This is a genomic window from Paenibacillus sp. P32E (assembly GCF_001909085.1).
In the GTDB taxonomy this organism is placed as follows: domain Bacteria; phylum Bacillota; class Bacilli; order Paenibacillales; family Paenibacillaceae; genus Paenibacillus_AQ; species Paenibacillus_AQ helianthi.
This window is the reverse complement of the sequence record NZ_LVYY01000076.1, coordinates 101,345-119,644: the sequence shown is the minus strand read 5'-3', so window position 1 is coordinate 119,644 and position 18,300 is coordinate 101,345. Positions and strand designations below refer to the sequence as shown.

Sequence of the window (18,300 nt, the reverse complement as noted above, 5' to 3'; positions counted from 1 at the left end):
TACGAATCTGGCTATGGTCTCCCGGGACTATGTATCTTTTGAAATAAGAAGGTAGCAGGAAAAAGCCCACCCCCGTAAACAACGGACATGAGCTTCCCCAAGTGCTTATCTAATGCAGATGCTGCTGCGAAATGTCAGTCAGGGCATCAGCTGCTTCATCAGCGAAAATGTTCTTCACTGCCAAATCACCCAGCGATACAATCCCGATCAGCTTTTTCCCGTTCACTACCGGTATGCGCCGGATCTGCTTGGAAGCCATCAGATCGGCTGCTTCGTCCACAGAGGTCGATTCAGAAACAGCTGTGATCCCTTTGGTCATTACCGTTTCCACGGAAGTTGAACCGGAATGCTTCTGTGCATAACCACGGATGACCAAGTCCCGGTCCGTAATGATACCAATCAAGGTTTCTCGATCCGTTGAATCAACAACGGGGATTACACCTGTATCAGCATCTCTCATTTTCACGGCAACCTCATAGATATTGTCCTGCAGTGTCACACACACAGGATGCGTTGTCATCACTTCTTTGACTGTCTTCAAGATTGAACCCTCCTATCATGTTGTCCATGTTCTTCGGAAGTAGGGTCCCCTTAAACTGTAAATTTATGCACCATTATTTATTCATTCAGGCAGGAATCAGCCATCGCTACGAGCAGTTTCGCACCATACAGCAAGGCATCCTCATCAAAATCGAATTTGCTGTGGTGATGCGGGTACACCGCATCTTTATCCGGGTTGCCCGCTCCAACAAAGATGAAACAGCCGGGAACTTCCTTGACATAATATGCAAAATCCTCTGCCGGCATGATTTTCTCCATCTGAACAACGCTGACCGAATCTCCAAGTGCTGCGGGAGCCACACGGAAAAAACGGCGGAATTCCGCTTCATCATTGACCAGCGGGGGATAACCCATCAAATATTCCATCTTGGCTTCTGCACCATAGGCCGCCGCCACGGAAGCCACGATCTCTTCCATTCTATGGCGGATGAGATAACGGGTCTCCTCATCGAATGCACGCACCGTCCCGGTGAGCCTGCATCTCTCCGAAACGATATTCTGGGCCGAACCTCCCTGAATCGTACCCACACTGACTACAGCAGGCCGTAACGGGTCTACGGACCGGCTCACAATGCTCTGCAGCTGCGTCACAAGAGCAGCTCCGGCCACAATACTATCGACCGTGCGATGTGGAGTACCGGCATGTCCGCCTTTGCCGATGATGTCGATGAAGAATTCATCCGCTGATGCCATCAGCGGCCCGGGTGCGCTGGCTACCGTTCCAAAGGGTAGCGGTGTCCACAGATGCAGACCGTAGACCGCATCCGCCCCCTCCAATACCCCTTCAGCAATCATTCCCAGCGCTCCGCCGGGGCAAATCTCCTCCGCAGGCTGAAACAGGAAGCGCAGCTCTCCTTGCAGTTCTTCCTTGCGGCTGCTGTAATAGGATGCAGCCGCAAGCAGCATGGACGTATGTCCGTCATGACCACAGGCATGCATGACTCCAGGTTTCTGTGAGGCATATTCCCGGCCGTTCTCTTCCGTGATGGCAAGAGCATCCATATCTGCACGCAGAACAACCGTTTTCCCAGGCTTCGCCCCCTTTAATATCCCGGTCAATCCATAACCCGCCTTGCTTCTAATGATCCCAATCCCGAACTCTTCAAGCTTGGCAGCAACAAATGCCGATGTCTCTTTCTCCTGGTAAGACAGCTCCGGATGACGGTGCAAATGCCGGCGCCATTCCACCATATCCGGCAGCAGCTGTTCAAGTACTAACCTCTCCATATCTGATCCATTCCCTTCTCCTGATTCCCGCTTTGGACAGGCTTTCGAACCTTCCGTTCAACTTCCATTCAGCCGTTAAGGCTATATTTCTATTATTGTAGCAGAAACACAAAAAAGAGGGTACTGATAGGCCTGTCATGCCTTGCAGAACACCGGGAAACATACTATCATGAAAAAGTACATCTATAATATTGAACATGAAATTATGATTATACTTCATAAGGGGGATATGTGCGCTATGATATTTGAGAACACGGGCCTCGTTGGATTGAAAAGCGACCTTCTCTATCTGGACGAAAGTGCCGCCAAAGCCGGGTTCATCCGCTGGCAGTGGGAATACTACCGTGCCACTTACGACTGCAAAATCGAAGACAAGCAGAACGGCGGAGAATATTTTTTACGGATCAATACACGTGCTGTCGAGGGCAAGCTGGAAAAGTCGGACGCTGTGCTCGCCATTGAAGCCGTTTACTTGGGCAAAGCCACCTTTCCTCATGGTCTGGAGTATGAATCTCCGGTTCCTACACCTGTTCTGGATGATGCGGCGAAGCATATTCTTGAACTGAAAGCGCTGCTTGAGGCTTGAGAAGTGTAAAGGGAACGACGACAAAAAATGTCAGCCTGCCCAAAAGAGGAACGCCTGATTTCCAGTTGCTTATTCTGACTCTCCTGCTTGTCGGCTTTGGACTCGTGATGGTCTTCAGCTCCAGTTCAAGCCTTACCTTAGCCAGTGAAAAGTTCGGAAATGATCCCTTATTTTTTGTTAAACGCCAGATCATCTGGGTGGTGCTTGGAAGCATCGTCATGTTTATGACCATGAATATCCACTACACTAAATTCAAGAAATGGTATGCACCAATCTTCATGATTACATTAGTTCTGCTATTGTTCGTAGCGTCCACAGAGAAAATCAACGGTGCCAAAAGCTGGTTCAGCATCGGGGGTCTCGGCATTCAGCCCACGGAGCTGGCCAAAATATCCATCATTCTCTATCTGGCTGCCCTGATTACCAAAAAAGGCGAGCGGCTTAGAGATTTGCGCACTGGATATATTCCGGTGATGGTTATTGTCGGGATTGTAGCCGGACTCATTATGATGCAGCCGGATTTAGGTTCATGTCTTATCCTTGTTGCCACCAGCGGGCTTGTCATCTACGCAGGTGGGGCGAGCATGAAGCACATTATGGCTTCCATTGCTCTGCTTGTGCTGGGTGTCGGCATTGTTATGGGAGCGAAAACAGCCATTGATTCCCTGTCACCGTCCTCAGGGACCACGGCAGGCAGCCAGGACTACAAACAGGACCGGATCAGCGCCTTCTTAAACCCTATGGCAGACGCTGAAGACAGCGGCTTCAATATCGTTCAGTCCTTGATTGCTCTTGGGGAGGGTGGAACCCGCGGTTCCGGCTTCGGGCAAAGTATCCAGAAGCTGCATTACCTGCCCTATCCGTATACAGACTTCATCTTTGCCGTTATCGGTGAAGAACTGGGATTTGTGGGGACATCCATTTTTCTGTTAATTTACCTCTACTTCATTTGGCGGGGCATCCTGATTGCGCTCAGATGCACGGATCCTTTCGGAACCCTTGTCGGCATCGGGGTCATGGGTCTGATTGCCATCCAGGCCTTTGTCAACATCGGCGGTGTCACCAACACGATTCCGCTTACCGGGGTAACCCTTCCATTCATCAGCTATGGCGGTTCCTCCTTGCTGGTTACCATGCTCTCCATGGGGATTATGCTTAGTATATCAAGAGAGACCAACCGGCCAGCCAAAGAGGAAGTCACGAAATCGGTTACTACCGTTAGACAGGTACGCGCCCGCTGACGGTACAGATGTGTCGTTTCAGCGAGAAATGAATTTTTATATGATTTCACCAAACAAAAGGCAGCCCAGGATAACCTCCCGGACTGCCTTTTGGTATTCAGGTCAGCAAGCTGCCCTCTTCAGCGGTATACCGCTTACGAAATTTCGTCGTTCTTAAAAGCCACGCCTTCTACCTTAACGTTGACTTCAACGATATGAAGTCCCGTCATGCTCTCCACAGCCTCGCGTACATTCTGTTGAAGCATCCGGCACACCTCGTGAATCGGAGTTTCATACAGAACGATAATGCGCAAGTCCACTGCGGCCTCAAGCTGCCCCACTTCAACGGTTACACCTTTTTGCACGTTCTTGCCGCTGAGACGCTTGGCCCAGCCCTCGGACAAGCCACCAGACATGGCCGCAATTCCCGGGGTCTCCAAAGCAGCCAGTCCGGCAATCTTCGAGACGACGTCATTTGATATCCGTATGTTACCCATTTCCAGTTGAAGTTGTTCCGCCATGCCATAACCCCCCTACACTCATTATCAATTATTGTAATTCGAAAACAGGCTAAAAAGCAAATGACTTTCTCGCATTTCCGTTTACACACAGGAACAATTTGGGTATATTGATTATGAATTCAACCTACATATTGAGACTGGAGTGTGCCTTACTTGAAAAAATGGATATCTCCCGCGCTGTTAGCCGTTACCTTTCTCCTCAGCGCCATCGGACATTATGCGGACTGGGACCACACGCTGCAGTTCATACTTTCTGCCATTTCGGTCGTTTTTGTAGCCGGATTTCTGGGAAGGGCTACCGAAAGTGTAGCTCACTATGCCGGACAGCGGCTGGGGGGCTTTCTAAATGCCACCTTCGGCAATGCGGCAGAGCTGATAATCGCCTTTTTCCTGGTGAAGGAAGGGCTGTTCGATATGGTCAAAGCCAGCCTCACCGGCTCCATCATCGGTAATCTTCTGCTGGTACTGGGCCTTAGTATCTTCGCCGGAGGCATGAAATTCAAAGTTCAGAACTTCAATGTCACACTGGCTGGGCTAAATGGCTCTCTGATGATTGTGGCGGTCATTGCCCTCTTTGTACCCGCCATGTTCTTCAATACCCATTCCATCACGGAAAAAGATACGGATATACTCAGTCTCGTGGTCGCCGGACTGCTGATCGCCGCCTACATGGCCTGGCTGGTCTTCTCCATGATTACGCACAAAAAATATCTGGCAGACGTTACCGAAGACAATGATGAAGAACTGCCTAATGAGCATAAGCCAGCCTGGTCCATGAAGAGATCGATTATTTATCTGGTGCTGGCAACAGTAATGGTTGCTTTCGTCAGTGAATGGCTGGTGGGTACACTGGAAACTCTGACCGAACGTTTCGGCTTCAGCGAGCTCTTTGTCGGCGCCTTCCTTGTTGCCATCATTGGTAATGCCGCGGAGCACAGCGCTGCAATCATGCTGGCCATGAAGAACAAGATTGGTGCAGCGGTAGAAATAGCTGTCGGCAGCAGTCTGCAGATCGCCCTATTCGTCGCCCCGGTCCTGATCTTTGCCAGCTATTTCATGGGCAACACGATGGACATTGTCTTCACCACGATAGAGATTGTCGCGATCGCCGTCTCGGTCTTCATCGCCAAATCCATCATTCAGGATGGGGCGACCAACTGGTATGAGGGATTACTCCTGCTTGCCGTATACATGATTCTCGGCGTTTCTTTTTATCTCGTCTAAGACAAAAAAGCACATGGCGGACATAGGTCCTCATGTGCTTTTTTATAAATATAAGGATTATTTGTTGAACACCATACATTATCCTGCTTAAGATTACAGCATCTCGCGCTCTTCAGCTTTCTTATTCAGCGCATCGTACAGTACAGCCAGATTACGCTCCAGCTCGCTCAGTATCAGCTTACCCGAAATTTCCGGCACCAGGCCTGCTCTGACTGCAAAATCCACCTCTCTGGAGAAACCGTACATCTGGGTATCCAGCACTTCCTCATAGAGAGGACAGTAGCGTGTCGCCAGATTCTCCATCTGCACTTCAATGAGCTTCTGAATTTTATCTGCATCTTCTTGTAGAAGAGTGACTGCTCTTAGATTAAGCTGTTCCTGTAAATCCGATGAAGTCATGCATTATCCCCCCCATGTCCAAAAGTTACAGCTGCAATTGCTATTTAGTTTAATATTAGTCGAAATCGGAACCCAATACAAGAATGCAGTTTATAATCAAGCAGAAATGCACCATATTTTAGTTATATGTTTATAGAAAAAACGCCCTGCACAGGCAGGACGTCCTACGGGAATAATTGAATTATTCCGCTACCACTGTAAATTTCAATCCATGTTTGGCAAACACTTCGCTCATTGCCTTCTTTGCTTCTTCGGCATCTGCGCCATGAACATGCAGCTCGTAGCTTTGGCTGGATACAAGAGTTGTAAACAAACCAAGAATACTCTTAACATCAATGTACTTGTTCTCTGCTTGAAGAACGATAGATGAGTTGAACTGGCTTGCCGTTTGGGCAATATCCACGATTGCCGCATTGTTACTGGACATAGGAATCCCTCCGCAACTTGATTATGAAACTTAAGTCTTTTGTAACCAATTCCATGATACATTGAATCCGCTTACTCGTGCAAGGAATTTTCCTGAAAATAGAATGTAAGCCGCTAAATTCGCTTATGAACCCATTTTATTTCAGGTTTTCGGGGTTCAGACCTTTCAGTTCAGGAAGAACAAAAATCCCATCCTTGCGGATTAGCACATCGTCAAAATAGATTTCGCCGCCACCGTATTCTGGACGCTGGATGAGAACCAGGTCCCAGTGAATCGAGGACCGGTTCCCGTTATCCGTTACATCATAGGCTTGGCCCGGGGTGAAATGCAGACTGCCGGCGATTTTCTCATCAAACAAAATGTCTTTCATAGGGTGCAGGATATATGGATTGAAGCCGATCGCAAATTCGCCAATATGGCGGGCACCATCGTCAGAATCCAGAATCTCGTTCAACCGCGCGGTATCATTGCTTGTAGCTTCAACAATTTTCCCGTTTTCGAATTTGAATTTGACATTTTCGAAAGTCACTCCGTTATACAGTGTGGCAGCGTTATAGCTGATTGTTCCATTCACGGAGTCACGGACTGGAGCGCTATAAACCTCACCGTCTGGAATGTTTTTCTGTCCGGAGCATTTCTCTGCACCAATCCCCTGAATGGAGAAAGTAAGCTCTGTACCTGGTCCGGCAATGCGGACCTTATCCGTTCTTCGCATGAGGTCAGCAAGCGCGTCCTGAGCCTTATCCATTTTGGCATAATCCAGATTGCAGACCTCAAAGTAGAAGTCCTCAAAGGCTTCCGTGGTGGTATTGGCTAATTGGGCCATACTAGCATTGGGATACCGAAGAACAACCCATTTTGTGTGCTTGACGCGTTGTTCGCTATGTACCGGATGAGAATACAGGGAATTATACAATTTCATATTTTCTTCAGGCACGTCCGAGAGGTCATTAACGTTCTCCCCGGCACGTATTCCGATATAGCAATCCATTTGTTTCATCCGGTTCAGATCGATTTCCGCCCAGGCTTCAAGCCCTTCACGTGTTGCATATTTAAGCATGCTTCGCAGGACTGTACGGTCGGTAAGCTGCACAAATGCACGGCCTCCGGCTTTACCCACTTCCTCCACCACAGCTTTGATCAAATCTCTCTCGCTGCCGATCATTTCGACTAGCACGTTTTCGCCCGGCTGCACGTTTACAGAGTAGCTTACAAGGTTTTCCGCAAGCTTTTGAATCCTTGGATCCTTCATTCTTTTCTCTCTTCCTTCCTCATGCTAAATAGTAGACATACCGTTTCATTGTAGCACGCCTGTACTGGAGCGCAAGGCATGGGGGACACCGAAATTCAGCGGTAGCCATAAAAATTGACCTGTGTTAGATAAATTTCTTCTACGGTACTGCCACTTACGGTTTGGACTCCAGGACGGCTTACTTTTCGGCTGCTGGTCAGGCTCTTTGGAAGGTTGCGTTTCTTATCCACCTTAAGATAGTACACCGTCTTGACGGATACCTGCTTAAGCTTCTGCTGAAGTTCATTGTTCTTCTGCTCCCATACCAGCTGCAAAGACTCCAATCCCTTGTCCGCTGTCTTAAGGTTTATCGTGGACCCTTCTGGGCGGATGGCATCCATCTGATGCTGGAGCTCTGCAGCTAGCTGTCTCTTCGCTTCCGCTTCACTAAGCTCGATGCGCAACACCCTTGTTCCTCTTGCTGTACCGGCTTCTTCCGTCACCTTTTTTTCCAGATTCTCCAGTTCGTCGAGCTGGCGGATCGGATTAAGCGCAGGCAGCGGATTATCTCCCTGGGCAGAACCCTTCTCCGACAGCAGGGTCCATTCGCCATTATTCTTCTTGAGCTTGGAATAGTAGGCTGGAGTTCCTGCCGGGCTTGATTTCAGCGTTACCTTTTCTCCCCTGGCCGCCGTGCGAGGTGTCCCCCTATCCGGCAAAACAGTGTAAAGACTTACCTTGTTATGTTCTGCAACAGATCCTCCATAGTATAGCGAAGCTTCCGGAGCAGGTTTGCCGTTAAGCAGCAGGGAAGAAGCCCCTTCGAAGGATACCCCGTCGCTCCCGTCCATCCCTGCTAGCGCCAGATTCAGATTCTCAGCCGCAGGTTTGTTATTTATGGGTCCACAGCTCGTGCATAGTATCGCGGAGCCCAGCAGAAGAGTGCTCAGGACCATTTTCTTAACATTTGTTTTTCTCATAGTATTCAAGCCCTTCAGGTTAAGAGTGTTAATATTTCTTTAGAGTCTCCTACGCACTGAGGCTTATACGCCCAAGCCAAACACAAAAAAGAATCCTCAGGCTTACACCCAAGGATTCTTCGCACCAACTTCGGCTTTTTTATTATCAATTACGACCAGGTTTCTGCCGTTATTCTTCGCATCATATAGCGCCATGTCTGCCCGATAGAAAAGCGATTCCACGCTGACCTTCTCGTCGGTCCAGCTCCACTCTGCAATCCCACAGGAGACGGTAACACGCGGCTTGGTCTCACCCATTACCCGATTGCGGATGCGTTCCGCTACAAATACAGCCTGCTGAACGCCAAGCTGGGGCAAATAGACCGCAAGCTCCTCGCCGCCCCATCTCGCGGCAATATCTCCCTGACGGATAGATGACTTGACGATTTCGCTTACCTGCTTCAGAATTTTATCGCCCTGCTGGTGTCCGTATGTGTCATTGACCATCTTGAACTGATCGATATCGACAACAATTAAGGAACCGCAAAAATCTGTAACCTGCTTGTCCTTAATTACTTCGTCCAGATAATGCCTCGCATACAATCCGGTCAGAGTATCACGGTTTGCCAAACGCCGAACCTCGGCATGCAGACGTGCATTGCCTACTGCAAGTCCGATATGGCCAGCCATCGCCTGAAGCAGCCTGTAGCTGTCATAAGAGAAGAAATGCGGATCACGGTGGGTAAGCATAATTGCGCCGCGAACCTCTCCGCCGACACTAAGTGGAGTAGCGATGATTGAATTAGACCCGGTAGCATCCATCAGACGCGAATAGGTACCCGCCGAATTCTGATAATCGGATAGAATAAGCGCCTCGCCCGTGGCATACACCTTGCCTCCAAGACCTGCACTCTTCTCAATAATTTCGCCCAGCAGAGGATGATAGTTGCAGGCGATCGCCTCCAGCCCGCCCTTTTCTTCATTCATATGCAAAATACAGCAATAATCCGCATCAAACATATCAAGCAGCTCTTCAAAGGCATATTGAAAGATCTCCCCGAGCCGCAGGCTTTGGTTCAGACGCTGAGTGAGTTCATTGCTCATGCGCAGTTCTCGAATCAGCTGGTTGGAACGTTCATACAGTTTGGCATTTTCAAAAGCAGTCCCTGCAGTATCAGCTACCATGGTTAGAAAGCGCAAATCGACCTCCGGAAAAGAGGGCTTGTCCATCACCATATGAAATACGCCATATACCCCTTGCTTCCCGCCGAGCGGAAGGCCAATCTCAACGGAATGGCTATCATCGCGTCCGGCATACAAGGCAACTCGCCCATCCTTGAATGCCTTGGCGCACACATCATCATTGGCCCAGCACAGCGGGAGCGGTTTGACCTGAGGATGAGTGCTCCGGTGGTCCTGTGACATGAAGAGTTCCAGTCTGGCTCCCGGGTACATGGCCGAAATACTGTCAATAACCTCATTAAGCACAGCGTTCACATCTATATTGTCATGCATCCGCTGCACAATTTGGAAGAGCAGTGAACGCCTGTTGCTCTCACGCTCCGCATGAAGATGCACACCAGCCAAGTCAGACACGAACACATGCTCAAATCTGCGGTAAAAGCATGTCTCATAATGTGCCGCCATGGCTTCCGCAGTATGCAATCCGCCTTGTTCATATTGATCTTGCGGCATGGCGCAGCCGAGCAGAGCAAAGATTTCCCGTTTACCACGCGAGAATATCGGCAGAACTAAAAAGGACATTTGATGTCCATCAGCCTCTTGATGTGCCGTATATAGCTCTTTTGATTCGAGGGCAAAAGCTGCCGCAGCCTCCCATTGAACCTTCCAGCTTTGCTCCGAATGGCCTATAAAATTTGTATGATCAATATATTTCCCTTCAAAATTAAGCACACCCCAGTTCCAGGACTTCGCGAATGCCGGTCCAGCCAGACTTCGCCATTCCCTGAAGCTTTCCACAATCAAACTGGCAGCATAAGGGAAGTCATAGGATACAATATCCATTTCCCTGAGCCATGCGGCGGGATCTTGATTCTCTCCGCTTGATTGCATGGTGTCCTGTAACAGCACACGATTATCCTTGCATTCGTATGCTTCCCGCTCTGACATAAAGAGGATCCCCTTTGCATCTCAAAACAAGCAGAAACGACTTTGCCGCCCTCTAATAGGCCTGTAACGTTTCAACAAGAAAGAGAAGGATAATTTTAAAATAGCTTTCCGATAACATCTAATTAGTTATATTTTACTCCCTTTCTTTAGGTATTGCATTATATTTTCCTCAAAACCGGGATTTTTTTTAGGACCAAAGAACTAACGACAAAGATAGACAAAAACTCTTTTAAGTTGCTCTTGACTTTACCTGTCATTTTCATATAATATTTATTGTTGAACAAGACTGTAACAAGTCTTAATTGGGCGTAACGTTGTGTCACCCTCACGCATCTCGTTACTGCCAGGGCAGCGGCTGAACTTCCCCGGCAGTGTGAAACCATCTAACGCTTTCACGGATACGATTTGCGGCGCAAATAGGCCCTAACATGAAATTTCAATTATAAAGGAGTCTACTATAACATGGCACGTTACACCGGACCTAAATTCAAACTCAGCCGCCGTCTGGGCATTTCCCTTAGCGGTACAGGCAAAGACCTGAAACGCCCTTTCCCACCAGGACAGCACGGCGCTAACCAACGCAGAAAAGTAAGTAACTACGGAATGCAGCTTTTGGAAAAACAAAAACTGCGCCACATGTACGGTTTGGGTGAAAAGCAGTTTAAGACTCTCTTCACTAAAGCACAAAAGCTCCAGGGTATTGCGGGCGAAAACTTCATGTTCCTGCTCGAAAGCCGCTTGGACAACCTGGTATACCGTCTTGGTTTTGCTAACTCCCGCGCTGGTGCGCGTCAGCTGGTATCCCACGGACATGTTACCGTTAACGGCAAAAAAGTCGACATCGCTTCTTACCGTGTAAGCGTGGGCGACGTTATCGGACTTCGTGAAAGAAGCCGCGCTATGGCTTCCATCAAAGAAGCTCTGGAAAACCGTTCCCACCTTCCAGGCTATCTGGAATATGCTGATGGCTCTTTCGAAGGCAAATACATTCGTTTGCCAGAACGTGCCGAGCTGTCCCAAGATATCGATGAAAAGCAAATCGTCGAATTCTACAACCGTTAAGATTTCGCTTATTGCGAAAACGAGTAAAGCCTCCAGAGCAATCTGGGGGCTTTTTTCATTTCCATTGAACAAGAGTACAGCGGGGAGAAATTCCTTCGCTGGTTATTCAGCATGGCTAGACCAAGTGCAACTTAATGAACCTCCGCTTGCCCACCTGGATAATATCTCCGTTTACCGGCATGAATTCACCATTCATTTCTTCCTGTTTCACTTCGTTTAATTTTACTGAGCCTTGCTTAATGCTTCGTTTGGCTTCACCTTTTGAGCCTGCAAAACCAATTCGGGTCAGTAGCTCGGCCAGCTGAATCTTGCCATTCTCAAGCTCAGCAGCTGCAAGATTATAGATCTCGATATTCTCGGGCAGCAGCCGCTGCTGAAAGACAGTGATGAAATGCTGCTGCGCAGACTCCGCTACTGCTGAACCGTGGTATAGGCGTACAAAGGTATAGGCCAGCTTCATTTTGACATCCCTTGGATGTGCCTTCCCTGACGACAGAGCTTCCTTCAGTGCAGCCAGTTCCTCACTGCTGAGGTCCGTAACCATTTCATAGTATCTCAGCATCAGCTCATCCGGAACAGACATGGTCTTCCCGTACATTTCATTCGGATCTTCATCGATACCAATGTAGTTGCCGAGACTCTTACTCATTTTCTTAACTCCGTCGAGCCCTTCGAGCAAAGGCATCAGTATGACAACCTGCGGCTCTGCACCGTATTCCTTCTGCAGAGTACGCCCCATCAATATATTGAACTTCTGATCCGTACCGCCCAGCTCGATATCAGTCTTGTTCTCAACCGAATCCATTCCCTGCATCAGCGGGTAGAAAAATTCATGAATACTGATGGCCTGGCCGCCCTGGAAGCGTTTCGTGAAATCGTCACGCTCCATCATCCGGGCCACGGTTACTTTTGACGACAAATTTACTACTTCTGCAAAAGTCATCAGACTCAGCCAATCCGAGTTGCATAGTAACTGTGTCTGCTCAGGATTAAGAATCTTGAAAATTTGCCGCTTGTACGTCGCCGCGTTGCGTTGCACATCTTCTTCACTAAGCTGCTTGCGTGTCTCGGATTTACCTGTAGGGTCACCAATCCGTCCAGTGAAATCCCCGATAATCAGCTGGACTACATGCCCAAACTCCTGAAACTGACGCAGCTTGTGGAGCACAACCGTATGCCCGATATGGATGTCCGTAGCCGAAGGGTCCAGTCCCAGCTTAACGTTAAGCGGAACCCCCGTCACTACAGACTTCATCAGCTTGCCTCTCAACTCCTCTTCCGGCACAATCTCTACCACTCCGCGTGAGACCACTTCCAGCTGCCGCTCGACTTCCTGCTGCTGTGCACGGGTCAACTCTTCCCATTTCATAATTACGCCTCCTAAAAAATCTGTTAGTGCATCCTTCGTTCCATGTTCAAATAACGCAAAAAGAGCCTTTCACTCATCCCACAAGGGACGAGCAAAAGACTCGCGGTACCACCCTAATTAAAGATCCGCCGCGCTGGACGCAGCTGTAATCCTCCACTTCATTAAGATAACGGGATCATACCCGGTACCGGACTACTGGACAAGCCAGAATTCAGATTGTCTTTCCTCCGGTCAGCTCCAGACTGTAATTCAAAGGGGCCTGCTGCCGGTTCGCACCACCCACCGGCTCTCTGAAACACATGGCTTGCCTTCTACTGATGTCCTTCCACGCCTTTATGATATCTAATTGAATCTATTTGTATCACAGCCGCTTTTCAAAAGTCAACTACAGGCTGAAAAGCCGCCTAACGCAGGGGCGCATTCAAAATCGCCAAATTGTGCTATAATAGTTCCGTTAAAAGGAGGATTAACGTCGATGGTTGAGGAGAACAAAAAGAAGAACGTAAAGCAGCGTCCACCCCGTAGATCCTGGCTCCGCAGGTTCGGTTCCGTCGTGAAGTGGATGTTTATACTCGGCATACTCGGCATACTGTTTGCCGGTGGTGCTGTGGCAGGCTATGTCACTTCCATAGTGAAGGACGATCCTGTCCGCTCCGAAGAATTGATCCAACAGCAAGTCAGCCAGAATTCCATTACCGGCTTTGCGTATTTCCGCGATGGCCAACCGATTGGCCAGCTCCGGACTGAAGAGGACCGAAGACTTGTAGAATTCAACAATATTCCGCAGCTCGTGATTGATGCCGTTCTCGCTATAGAGGACAATAATTTCTACAATCATAAAGGGGTCGATTTCAGCGGCACTCTGCGTGCCGTTAAGCAAAAGTTGCTGAACGAATCCGTCCAGACCGGCGGGAGCACCCTGACCCAGCAATTGGCGCGGCGCGTGTTCCTAAATCTGGACCGGACAGAGGACCGCAAGATCAAGGAGATCCTGCTGTCTCTAAGGTTGGAACGCTATTTATCCAAGCAGGAAATTTTGACGGCCTATTTGAATAAGGTTCCTTTCGGAAACGGATCCAACGGCTACAATGTGTACGGTATCAAAGCTGCAGCTAAAGGGATTTTCGGATTAGATGACCTGGAAAAGCTGAATATTGCCCAAGCTGCTTATTTAGCCGGACTCCCCCAGCTCCCCTCCAAGTATTCCGCGTTTAATGGAGTTGGTGCATTTAATGAAACCGCATTTAAACGTGCCATGGAGCGCCAAAAGCTTGTACTTCGCCGGATGCTGGAGGAGAACAAAATCACTGCCTCCCAGTATAACGAAGCACTCCAGTTTGATATCAAGAGTTCTTTAGCGCCGCATACGAAGAAGGCTTACGCCACATATCCTTATTTGATGCTAGAGACGGAACGCAAAGCGGCCGAGGTCCTACTGTCCATCAATGAAGGCAATAACGGTGTGGTCGATCCGAATTCCCCTTCTACTGAAGATAACAGTGTGCAGCTGGAGGAAGCGCGCCAGCAGCTTATGACCGGAGGCTACCGCGTATATACAACGATTGATAAAAAGGTATACAGCGCTATGCACGGCATCTCCGAGGACAGCGGAAACTTCACAAAGGACAGCAAGGCGAGAGGCAAGGAACAGACGGCAGGCATGATGATCAACAACAAAACCGGGGCTATCCTGGGCATGATTGAAGGCAGAGACTTCAACATTGAGCAAATGAACTATGCTACGCAAATGGTTCGCCAGCCGGGTTCGACCATGAAACCGATAGCTGCCTACCTCCCTGCGCTGGACGCTGGATTCATTCAGCCTGCTGGCATTCTGGATGATGCGCCGATTATTCTCAAAGACGGAGGTAAAGGATTCCACATACCGAAAAATGCCAACAACCGGTATCAGGGTCTGGTCACAGCCCGTTATGCGCTTAACAAATCCTTGAACTTGCCAGCCCTGAAGCTGTTCAATGAAAAGGTTGGAATTGAGAAGGCATGGGCTTTTGCCAAGAAACTGGGCATTACCACCATACAGGATAATGATTACAACGCCCAGACCGGGGTTATCGGCGGGTTACGCTATGGGGTTACAGTTGAGGAATTAACAAATGCCTACTCCTCTATTGGGAATCAGGGGGCATTCAATGACGCCTATATGATCGAGAAGATTGTAGATTCCCAAGGTAAAATTATTTACCAGCATAAAGTAAATCCCGAGCAGGTCTACTCCAAGCAAACCGCTTATCTGATGACGGATATGCTGCGCACGGTTATTACCGAAGGAACAGCAAGTACGGTTAAGAAAAACTATAAGCACTTCAAAGATGTGCCGATTGTCGGCAAAACCGGTTCTACCCAAAATTATGGGGATGTGTGGTTTATGGGTTATACACCGGATGTGACCCTTGGCATGTGGGTGGGCTACAAGGAGCAAATTCATACTCTACAGGGCGATACCCAGAAACGGCAGGCACAGACCCTATGGACGAAAGTGATGAATGCCGTTATTGATAAGCAGCCTGAGCTTTTTGTCACGAAGGAATTCCCAAAACCTGAAGGAATCGTCAAAAAGACAGTGTCTGCATACAGCGGTAAGCTTCCTACTGACTTGACCGACAGGTTCACTACAGATGTATTCAATGCAAAATTTGTGCCGACCGCAAGTGATGACGGAATCTCCAAAGCCAAGTATATTAGCTATAATGGAGTGAACTATATCCCTCTGGATGGCACACCTGAGGACTTCCTCAAAGAAAAAATTGTCGTCAAGCGTGAAAAACCAATTCAGGATCTGGTAAAGGAACTGCTTGCCGCTTTCCCATCAATGAAGGAGCATGAACCGCTGGAATATTATATGCCTGAAGATGCCAAATCCGACTTCCCTACCGAGGTTGATCCCCGTGTGGATGATGGCAGTGCACCAACAGCTCCAAGCGGAGTCAATGTATCCTACAGTACGGGCAAGGCTGTCATTACCTTTAATCCGAGCGGTTCACCGGATGTAGTCGGCTACCGCTTGTACCGTTCGCTGAACGATGGTTCGTTCAAGAAGCAGGCTGTTCTGTCTGTTGGTGAAGGGACTACTTTTACACCAGGTACTCCGGCTAACGTAAATGCCTCATTCTATGTGGCTGCCGTAGATGTTGCCGGTCATGAGTCGGCATCCGGCAGTGTAGCAGGAGGAGTTACACCTACCCCGGAATCGACTCCACCACCGGCAGATATTCCGGATACAGAAGCGACACCCGACCCGGGAGCCGGGCCGTCAGCTACAGAGGATCCCGGGATGATTATTATCCCGCCATCGGGTGGCTCTGACGTTCCTACCGGATCGGGCACTAATGCCGCTGGTGAAGAAGTCAATGCCACAGGTAGAGGCAATGCTGCTGCTGGCGGAGGAAACGCTGCTGGCGGGAATGCCGGAGCTACAACACCTTAATATTGGTCTGCAGAAACTGTCAGACTCTCGAAACCCAAAAAACACCGCTACCGGTTCATGGCCGGCAGTGGTGTTTTTTGGTATACCTATATCGTTCTTTAATCCTCAATGGTGGACAGATCACCTGCGGGGAGATGCAGCTCCCAGGCTTTCAGAACGCGGCGCATAATTTTACCGGATCGGGTCTTGGGCAGCTTTTCCCTGAATTCGATTTCACGCGGCGCTGCATGAGCGGATAATCCCGTTTTGACAAAAGCCGCAATTTCCTCCTTCAGCTCGGCCGTGGGGAAATAACCATCCCGTAAAGAAATGAACGCCTTAATAATCTCTCCCCGCATAACATCCGGTTTACCGATAACCCCGGCTTCAGCTACCGCAGGATGCTCTACCAGCTTGCTCTCCACCTCGAAAGGTCCGATCCGCTCACCAGAGGAATTGATGACATCATCGATACGGCCCTGGAACCAGAAATAGCCGTCCTCGTCCATGTAAGCAGAATCTCCGGAGATGTACCAGCCGGGAATGCGGAAGTACTCCTCGTATTTCGCTTGGTTATTCCAGATCTTACCCATCATAGAGGGCCAAGGGGTCCGAATGGCCAGGTTGCCCATGGAATAAGGCGGTAACAGATTACCCCGGTCATCCAGTATAGCAGCTTCGATACCGGGCAGTGGCCGCCCCATGGAGCCGGGCTTGATATCCATTCCAGGGTAATTACAGATCAGCTGTGCTCCGGTTTCCGTCATCCACCACGTATCATGAATGCGCTGCCGATAGAATTTATCTCCCCAGCGCACCACTTCGGGATTCAGCGGTTCCCCTACTGACAGGACATGACGCAGACTGCTAAGATCCATCCCCTGCAGGCTTGCCTCTCCTGCCCCCATGAGCATGCGGAATGCGGTAGGTGCACTGTACCATACAGTAACCGCAAACCGTTCAATGGTCTTATACCAATCCTGCGGACTGAAGCGGCCACCACGCACAACATTGGTCACACCGTTCAGCCAAGGGGCAAAAATCCCATAAGAGGTTCCCGTGACCCATCCTGGATCGGCTGTGCACCAATAAATATCGTCAGGACGCAAGTCAAGTACAATCTTTCCTGTATAATAATGCTGAATCATTGCTCTTTGCACATGGTATACACCTTTGGGCTTGCCGGTTGAGCCGGAGGTATAATGCATAATCAGCCCATCCTCCAGACTAAGCCATTCGGGATCAAGCTCCACTGACGCTGCAGCGGTTTCTTCTTCATAGCTTACTAGCCCATGTTCAATATCTGCAGTGCCTCCTACCACAAAAATATGCTTCAGCGCAGGCAGCTCTTCACGTTTGACCCGATGCAGCAGCTCCGGTGTGGTTACTAGAGCTACGGCGCCGCTATCCTCCAGGCGGTCCTTAACAGCCGTTTCCATAAACGCCTCAAACAACGGTCCCGCTACCGCACCCACCTTGAGAATACCCAACAGACTGAAATACAGCTCCGGCTTGCGGGGCATAAAAATAAATACCCTGTCTCCCCGGCCAATACCGTGCGCACGCAACACGTTTCCGAAGCGGTTGGACCTTTCCCGCAGATCGGAGAACGTGTACATTTCTTCCCTTACCGCATCACTGTAGATCAAAGCCGTTGCTGCTCCGCGGCCTTCGAGCACATGCCGGTCAATCGCTTCATGAGCCATATTCACCTTGCCGCTCTCATGCCAGGAGAAGTTTTTCTCCACATCCTCCCACCGGAATTCGCTTACTGCCCGGGAATAATCCGCCATATTGGCTTGCTTCACGCGGCCCGGTAAAATTTCGCTGTGGACTTGCCCCATTACTCTTGCCTCCCTCACTCGTTTGATTTAAGCTTTAAGGGCGAGACTCTTCTCTTAAGCAATGCTGTCAATGGATCAATTGTGAATATTTTATGTCGGACCTAGTATATCACAGG

At 49.3% G+C, this 18,300-nt stretch carries 15 protein-coding genes and 1 other annotated feature; of the genes, 5 read left to right on the top strand and 10 right to left on the bottom strand.

What is annotated here, in order from left to right; translation table 11 throughout:
- Window positions 1–109 precede the first annotated feature (109 nt).
- Together A3848_RS29375 and A3848_RS29370 are read right to left on the bottom strand one after the other, a co-directional pair.
- On the bottom strand, window positions 110–541 hold the full coding sequence (locus tag A3848_RS29375; RefSeq protein ID WP_083606649.1) for a CBS domain-containing protein: 432 nt from the start codon (window positions 539–541) through the stop codon (window positions 110–112).
- Window positions 542–618: 77 nt separating this feature from the next.
- Window positions 619–1,788, bottom strand: a complete 1,170-nt coding sequence (locus A3848_RS29370) for a M20 family metallopeptidase (RefSeq protein ID WP_074088574.1) — start codon at window positions 1,786–1,788, stop codon at window positions 619–621.
- A 238-nt stretch (window positions 1,789–2,026) separates the two neighbouring features.
- Between A3848_RS29370 and A3848_RS29365 the strand changes: the two genes are divergently transcribed.
- Window positions 2,027–2,374, top strand: coding sequence for a YugN family protein (locus A3848_RS29365; RefSeq protein ID WP_074088685.1), 348 nt, complete (start codon window positions 2,027–2,029; stop codon window positions 2,372–2,374).
- Entirely contained in the window at window positions 2,371–3,615 is a 1,245-nt protein-coding gene (gene ftsW, locus A3848_RS29360) for a putative lipid II flippase FtsW (protein WP_074088573.1), read from the top strand. Before A3848_RS29365 ends, ftsW begins: the two co-directional genes overlap by 4 nt.
- A gap of 134 nt (window positions 3,616–3,749) precedes the next feature.
- On the opposite strand, the gene A3848_RS29355 is transcribed toward ftsW, so the two are convergent.
- Entirely contained in the window at window positions 3,750–4,115 is a 366-nt protein-coding gene (locus A3848_RS29355; RefSeq protein WP_019911482.1) for an Asp23/Gls24 family envelope stress response protein, read from the bottom strand.
- 153 nt (window positions 4,116–4,268) lie between these two features.
- On the opposite strand from A3848_RS29355, the gene cax reads away from it, so the two are divergent.
- Window positions 4,269–5,339: a calcium/proton exchanger gene (gene cax, locus A3848_RS29350; RefSeq protein ID WP_074088572.1), complete on the top strand. Its 1,071-nt coding sequence runs from the start codon at window positions 4,269–4,271 to the stop codon at window positions 5,337–5,339.
- Window positions 5,340–5,432: 93 nt separating this feature from the next.
- On the opposite strand, the gene A3848_RS29345 is transcribed toward cax, so the two are convergent.
- The 5 genes from A3848_RS29345 to A3848_RS29325 all read right to left on the bottom strand — a co-directional run bounded on the left by A3848_RS29345 (window position 5,433) and on the right by A3848_RS29325 (window position 10,485).
- Window positions 5,433–5,738 carry an Fpa/YlaN family protein gene (locus tag A3848_RS29345; protein WP_074088571.1) on the bottom strand — a complete coding sequence of 102 codons (306 nt, stop codon included), beginning with the start codon at window positions 5,736–5,738 and terminating at the stop codon, window positions 5,433–5,435.
- 181 nt (window positions 5,739–5,919) lie between these two features.
- Entirely contained in the window at window positions 5,920–6,165 is a 246-nt protein-coding gene (locus tag A3848_RS29340) for an HPr family phosphocarrier protein (RefSeq protein WP_074088570.1), read from the bottom strand.
- A gap of 136 nt (window positions 6,166–6,301) precedes the next feature.
- Window positions 6,302–7,417 carry an aminopeptidase gene (locus A3848_RS29335; protein ID WP_074088569.1) on the bottom strand — a complete coding sequence of 372 codons (1,116 nt, stop codon included), beginning with the start codon at window positions 7,415–7,417 and terminating at the stop codon, window positions 6,302–6,304.
- Window positions 7,418–7,512: 95 nt separating this feature from the next.
- Complete coding sequence (locus A3848_RS29330; protein WP_074088568.1) at window positions 7,513–8,376, bottom strand: hypothetical protein; 864 nt, start codon at window positions 8,374–8,376, stop codon at window positions 7,513–7,515.
- A 102-nt stretch (window positions 8,377–8,478) separates the two neighbouring features.
- A complete protein-coding gene (locus tag A3848_RS29325) occupies window positions 8,479–10,485 on the bottom strand; it encodes a sensor domain-containing diguanylate cyclase (RefSeq protein ID WP_074088567.1) in 2,007 nt (668 codons plus the stop codon).
- Between the two features lie 462 nt (window positions 10,486–10,947).
- On the opposite strand from A3848_RS29325, the gene rpsD reads away from it, so the two are divergent.
- Window positions 10,948–11,547, top strand: a complete 600-nt coding sequence (rpsD, locus tag A3848_RS29320) for a 30S ribosomal protein S4 (protein WP_025704015.1) — start codon at window positions 10,948–10,950, stop codon at window positions 11,545–11,547.
- A 115-nt stretch (window positions 11,548–11,662) separates the two neighbouring features.
- On the opposite strand, the gene tyrS is transcribed toward rpsD, so the two are convergent.
- Complete coding sequence (gene tyrS / locus A3848_RS29315) at window positions 11,663–12,916, bottom strand: tyrosine--tRNA ligase (protein WP_074088566.1); 1,254 nt, start codon at window positions 12,914–12,916, stop codon at window positions 11,663–11,665.
- A gap of 80 nt (window positions 12,917–12,996) precedes the next feature.
- Window positions 12,997–13,253 (bottom strand) — a binding site (T-box leader).
- 138 nt (window positions 13,254–13,391) lie between these two features.
- Between tyrS and A3848_RS29310 the strand changes: the two genes are divergently transcribed.
- Window positions 13,392–16,361 carry a transglycosylase domain-containing protein gene (locus A3848_RS29310; RefSeq protein ID WP_074088565.1) on the top strand — a complete coding sequence of 990 codons (2,970 nt, stop codon included), beginning with the start codon at window positions 13,392–13,394 and terminating at the stop codon, window positions 16,359–16,361.
- Window positions 16,362–16,459: 98 nt separating this feature from the next.
- Here the strand turns inward: A3848_RS29310 and acsA are convergent, their stop codons facing one another.
- Window positions 16,460–18,184, bottom strand: a complete 1,725-nt coding sequence (acsA, locus tag A3848_RS29305; protein ID WP_074088564.1) for an acetate--CoA ligase — start codon at window positions 18,182–18,184, stop codon at window positions 16,460–16,462.
- Between the last annotated feature and the right edge of the window lie 116 nt (window positions 18,185–18,300).

Bases quoted from the DNA above. Each gene is read 5' to 3' on its own strand.
- A3848_RS29370 (WP_074088574.1), bottom strand. From the start codon at position 1,788: ATGGAGAGGTTAGTACTTGAACAGCTGCTGCCGGATATGGTGGAATGG.
- A3848_RS29365 (WP_074088685.1), top strand. From the start codon at position 2,027: ATGATATTTGAGAACACGGGCCTCGTTGGATTGAAAAGCGACCTTCTC.
- A3848_RS29355 (WP_019911482.1), bottom strand. From the start codon at position 4,115: ATGGCGGAACAACTTCAACTGGAAATGGGTAACATACGGATATCAAAT.
- A3848_RS29345 (WP_074088571.1), bottom strand. From the start codon at position 5,738: ATGACTTCATCGGATTTACAGGAACAGCTTAATCTAAGAGCAGTCACT.
- A3848_RS29340 (WP_074088570.1), bottom strand. From the start codon at position 6,165: ATGTCCAGTAACAATGCGGCAATCGTGGATATTGCCCAAACGGCAAGC.
- A3848_RS29335 (WP_074088569.1), bottom strand. From the start codon at position 7,417: ATGAAGGATCCAAGGATTCAAAAGCTTGCGGAAAACCTTGTAAGCTAC.
- A3848_RS29330 (WP_074088568.1), bottom strand. From the start codon at position 8,376: ATGAGAAAAACAAATGTTAAGAAAATGGTCCTGAGCACTCTTCTGCTG.
- A3848_RS29325 (WP_074088567.1), bottom strand. From the start codon at position 10,485: ATGTCAGAGCGGGAAGCATACGAATGCAAGGATAATCGTGTGCTGTTA.
- rpsD (WP_025704015.1), top strand. From the start codon at position 10,948: ATGGCACGTTACACCGGACCTAAATTCAAACTCAGCCGCCGTCTGGGC.
- tyrS (WP_074088566.1), bottom strand. From the start codon at position 12,916: ATGAAATGGGAAGAGTTGACCCGTGCACAGCAGCAGGAAGTCGAGCGG.
- A3848_RS29310 (WP_074088565.1), top strand. From the start codon at position 13,392: ATGGTTGAGGAGAACAAAAAGAAGAACGTAAAGCAGCGTCCACCCCGT.
- acsA (WP_074088564.1), bottom strand. From the start codon at position 18,184: ATGGGGCAAGTCCACAGCGAAATTTTACCGGGCCGCGTGAAGCAAGCC.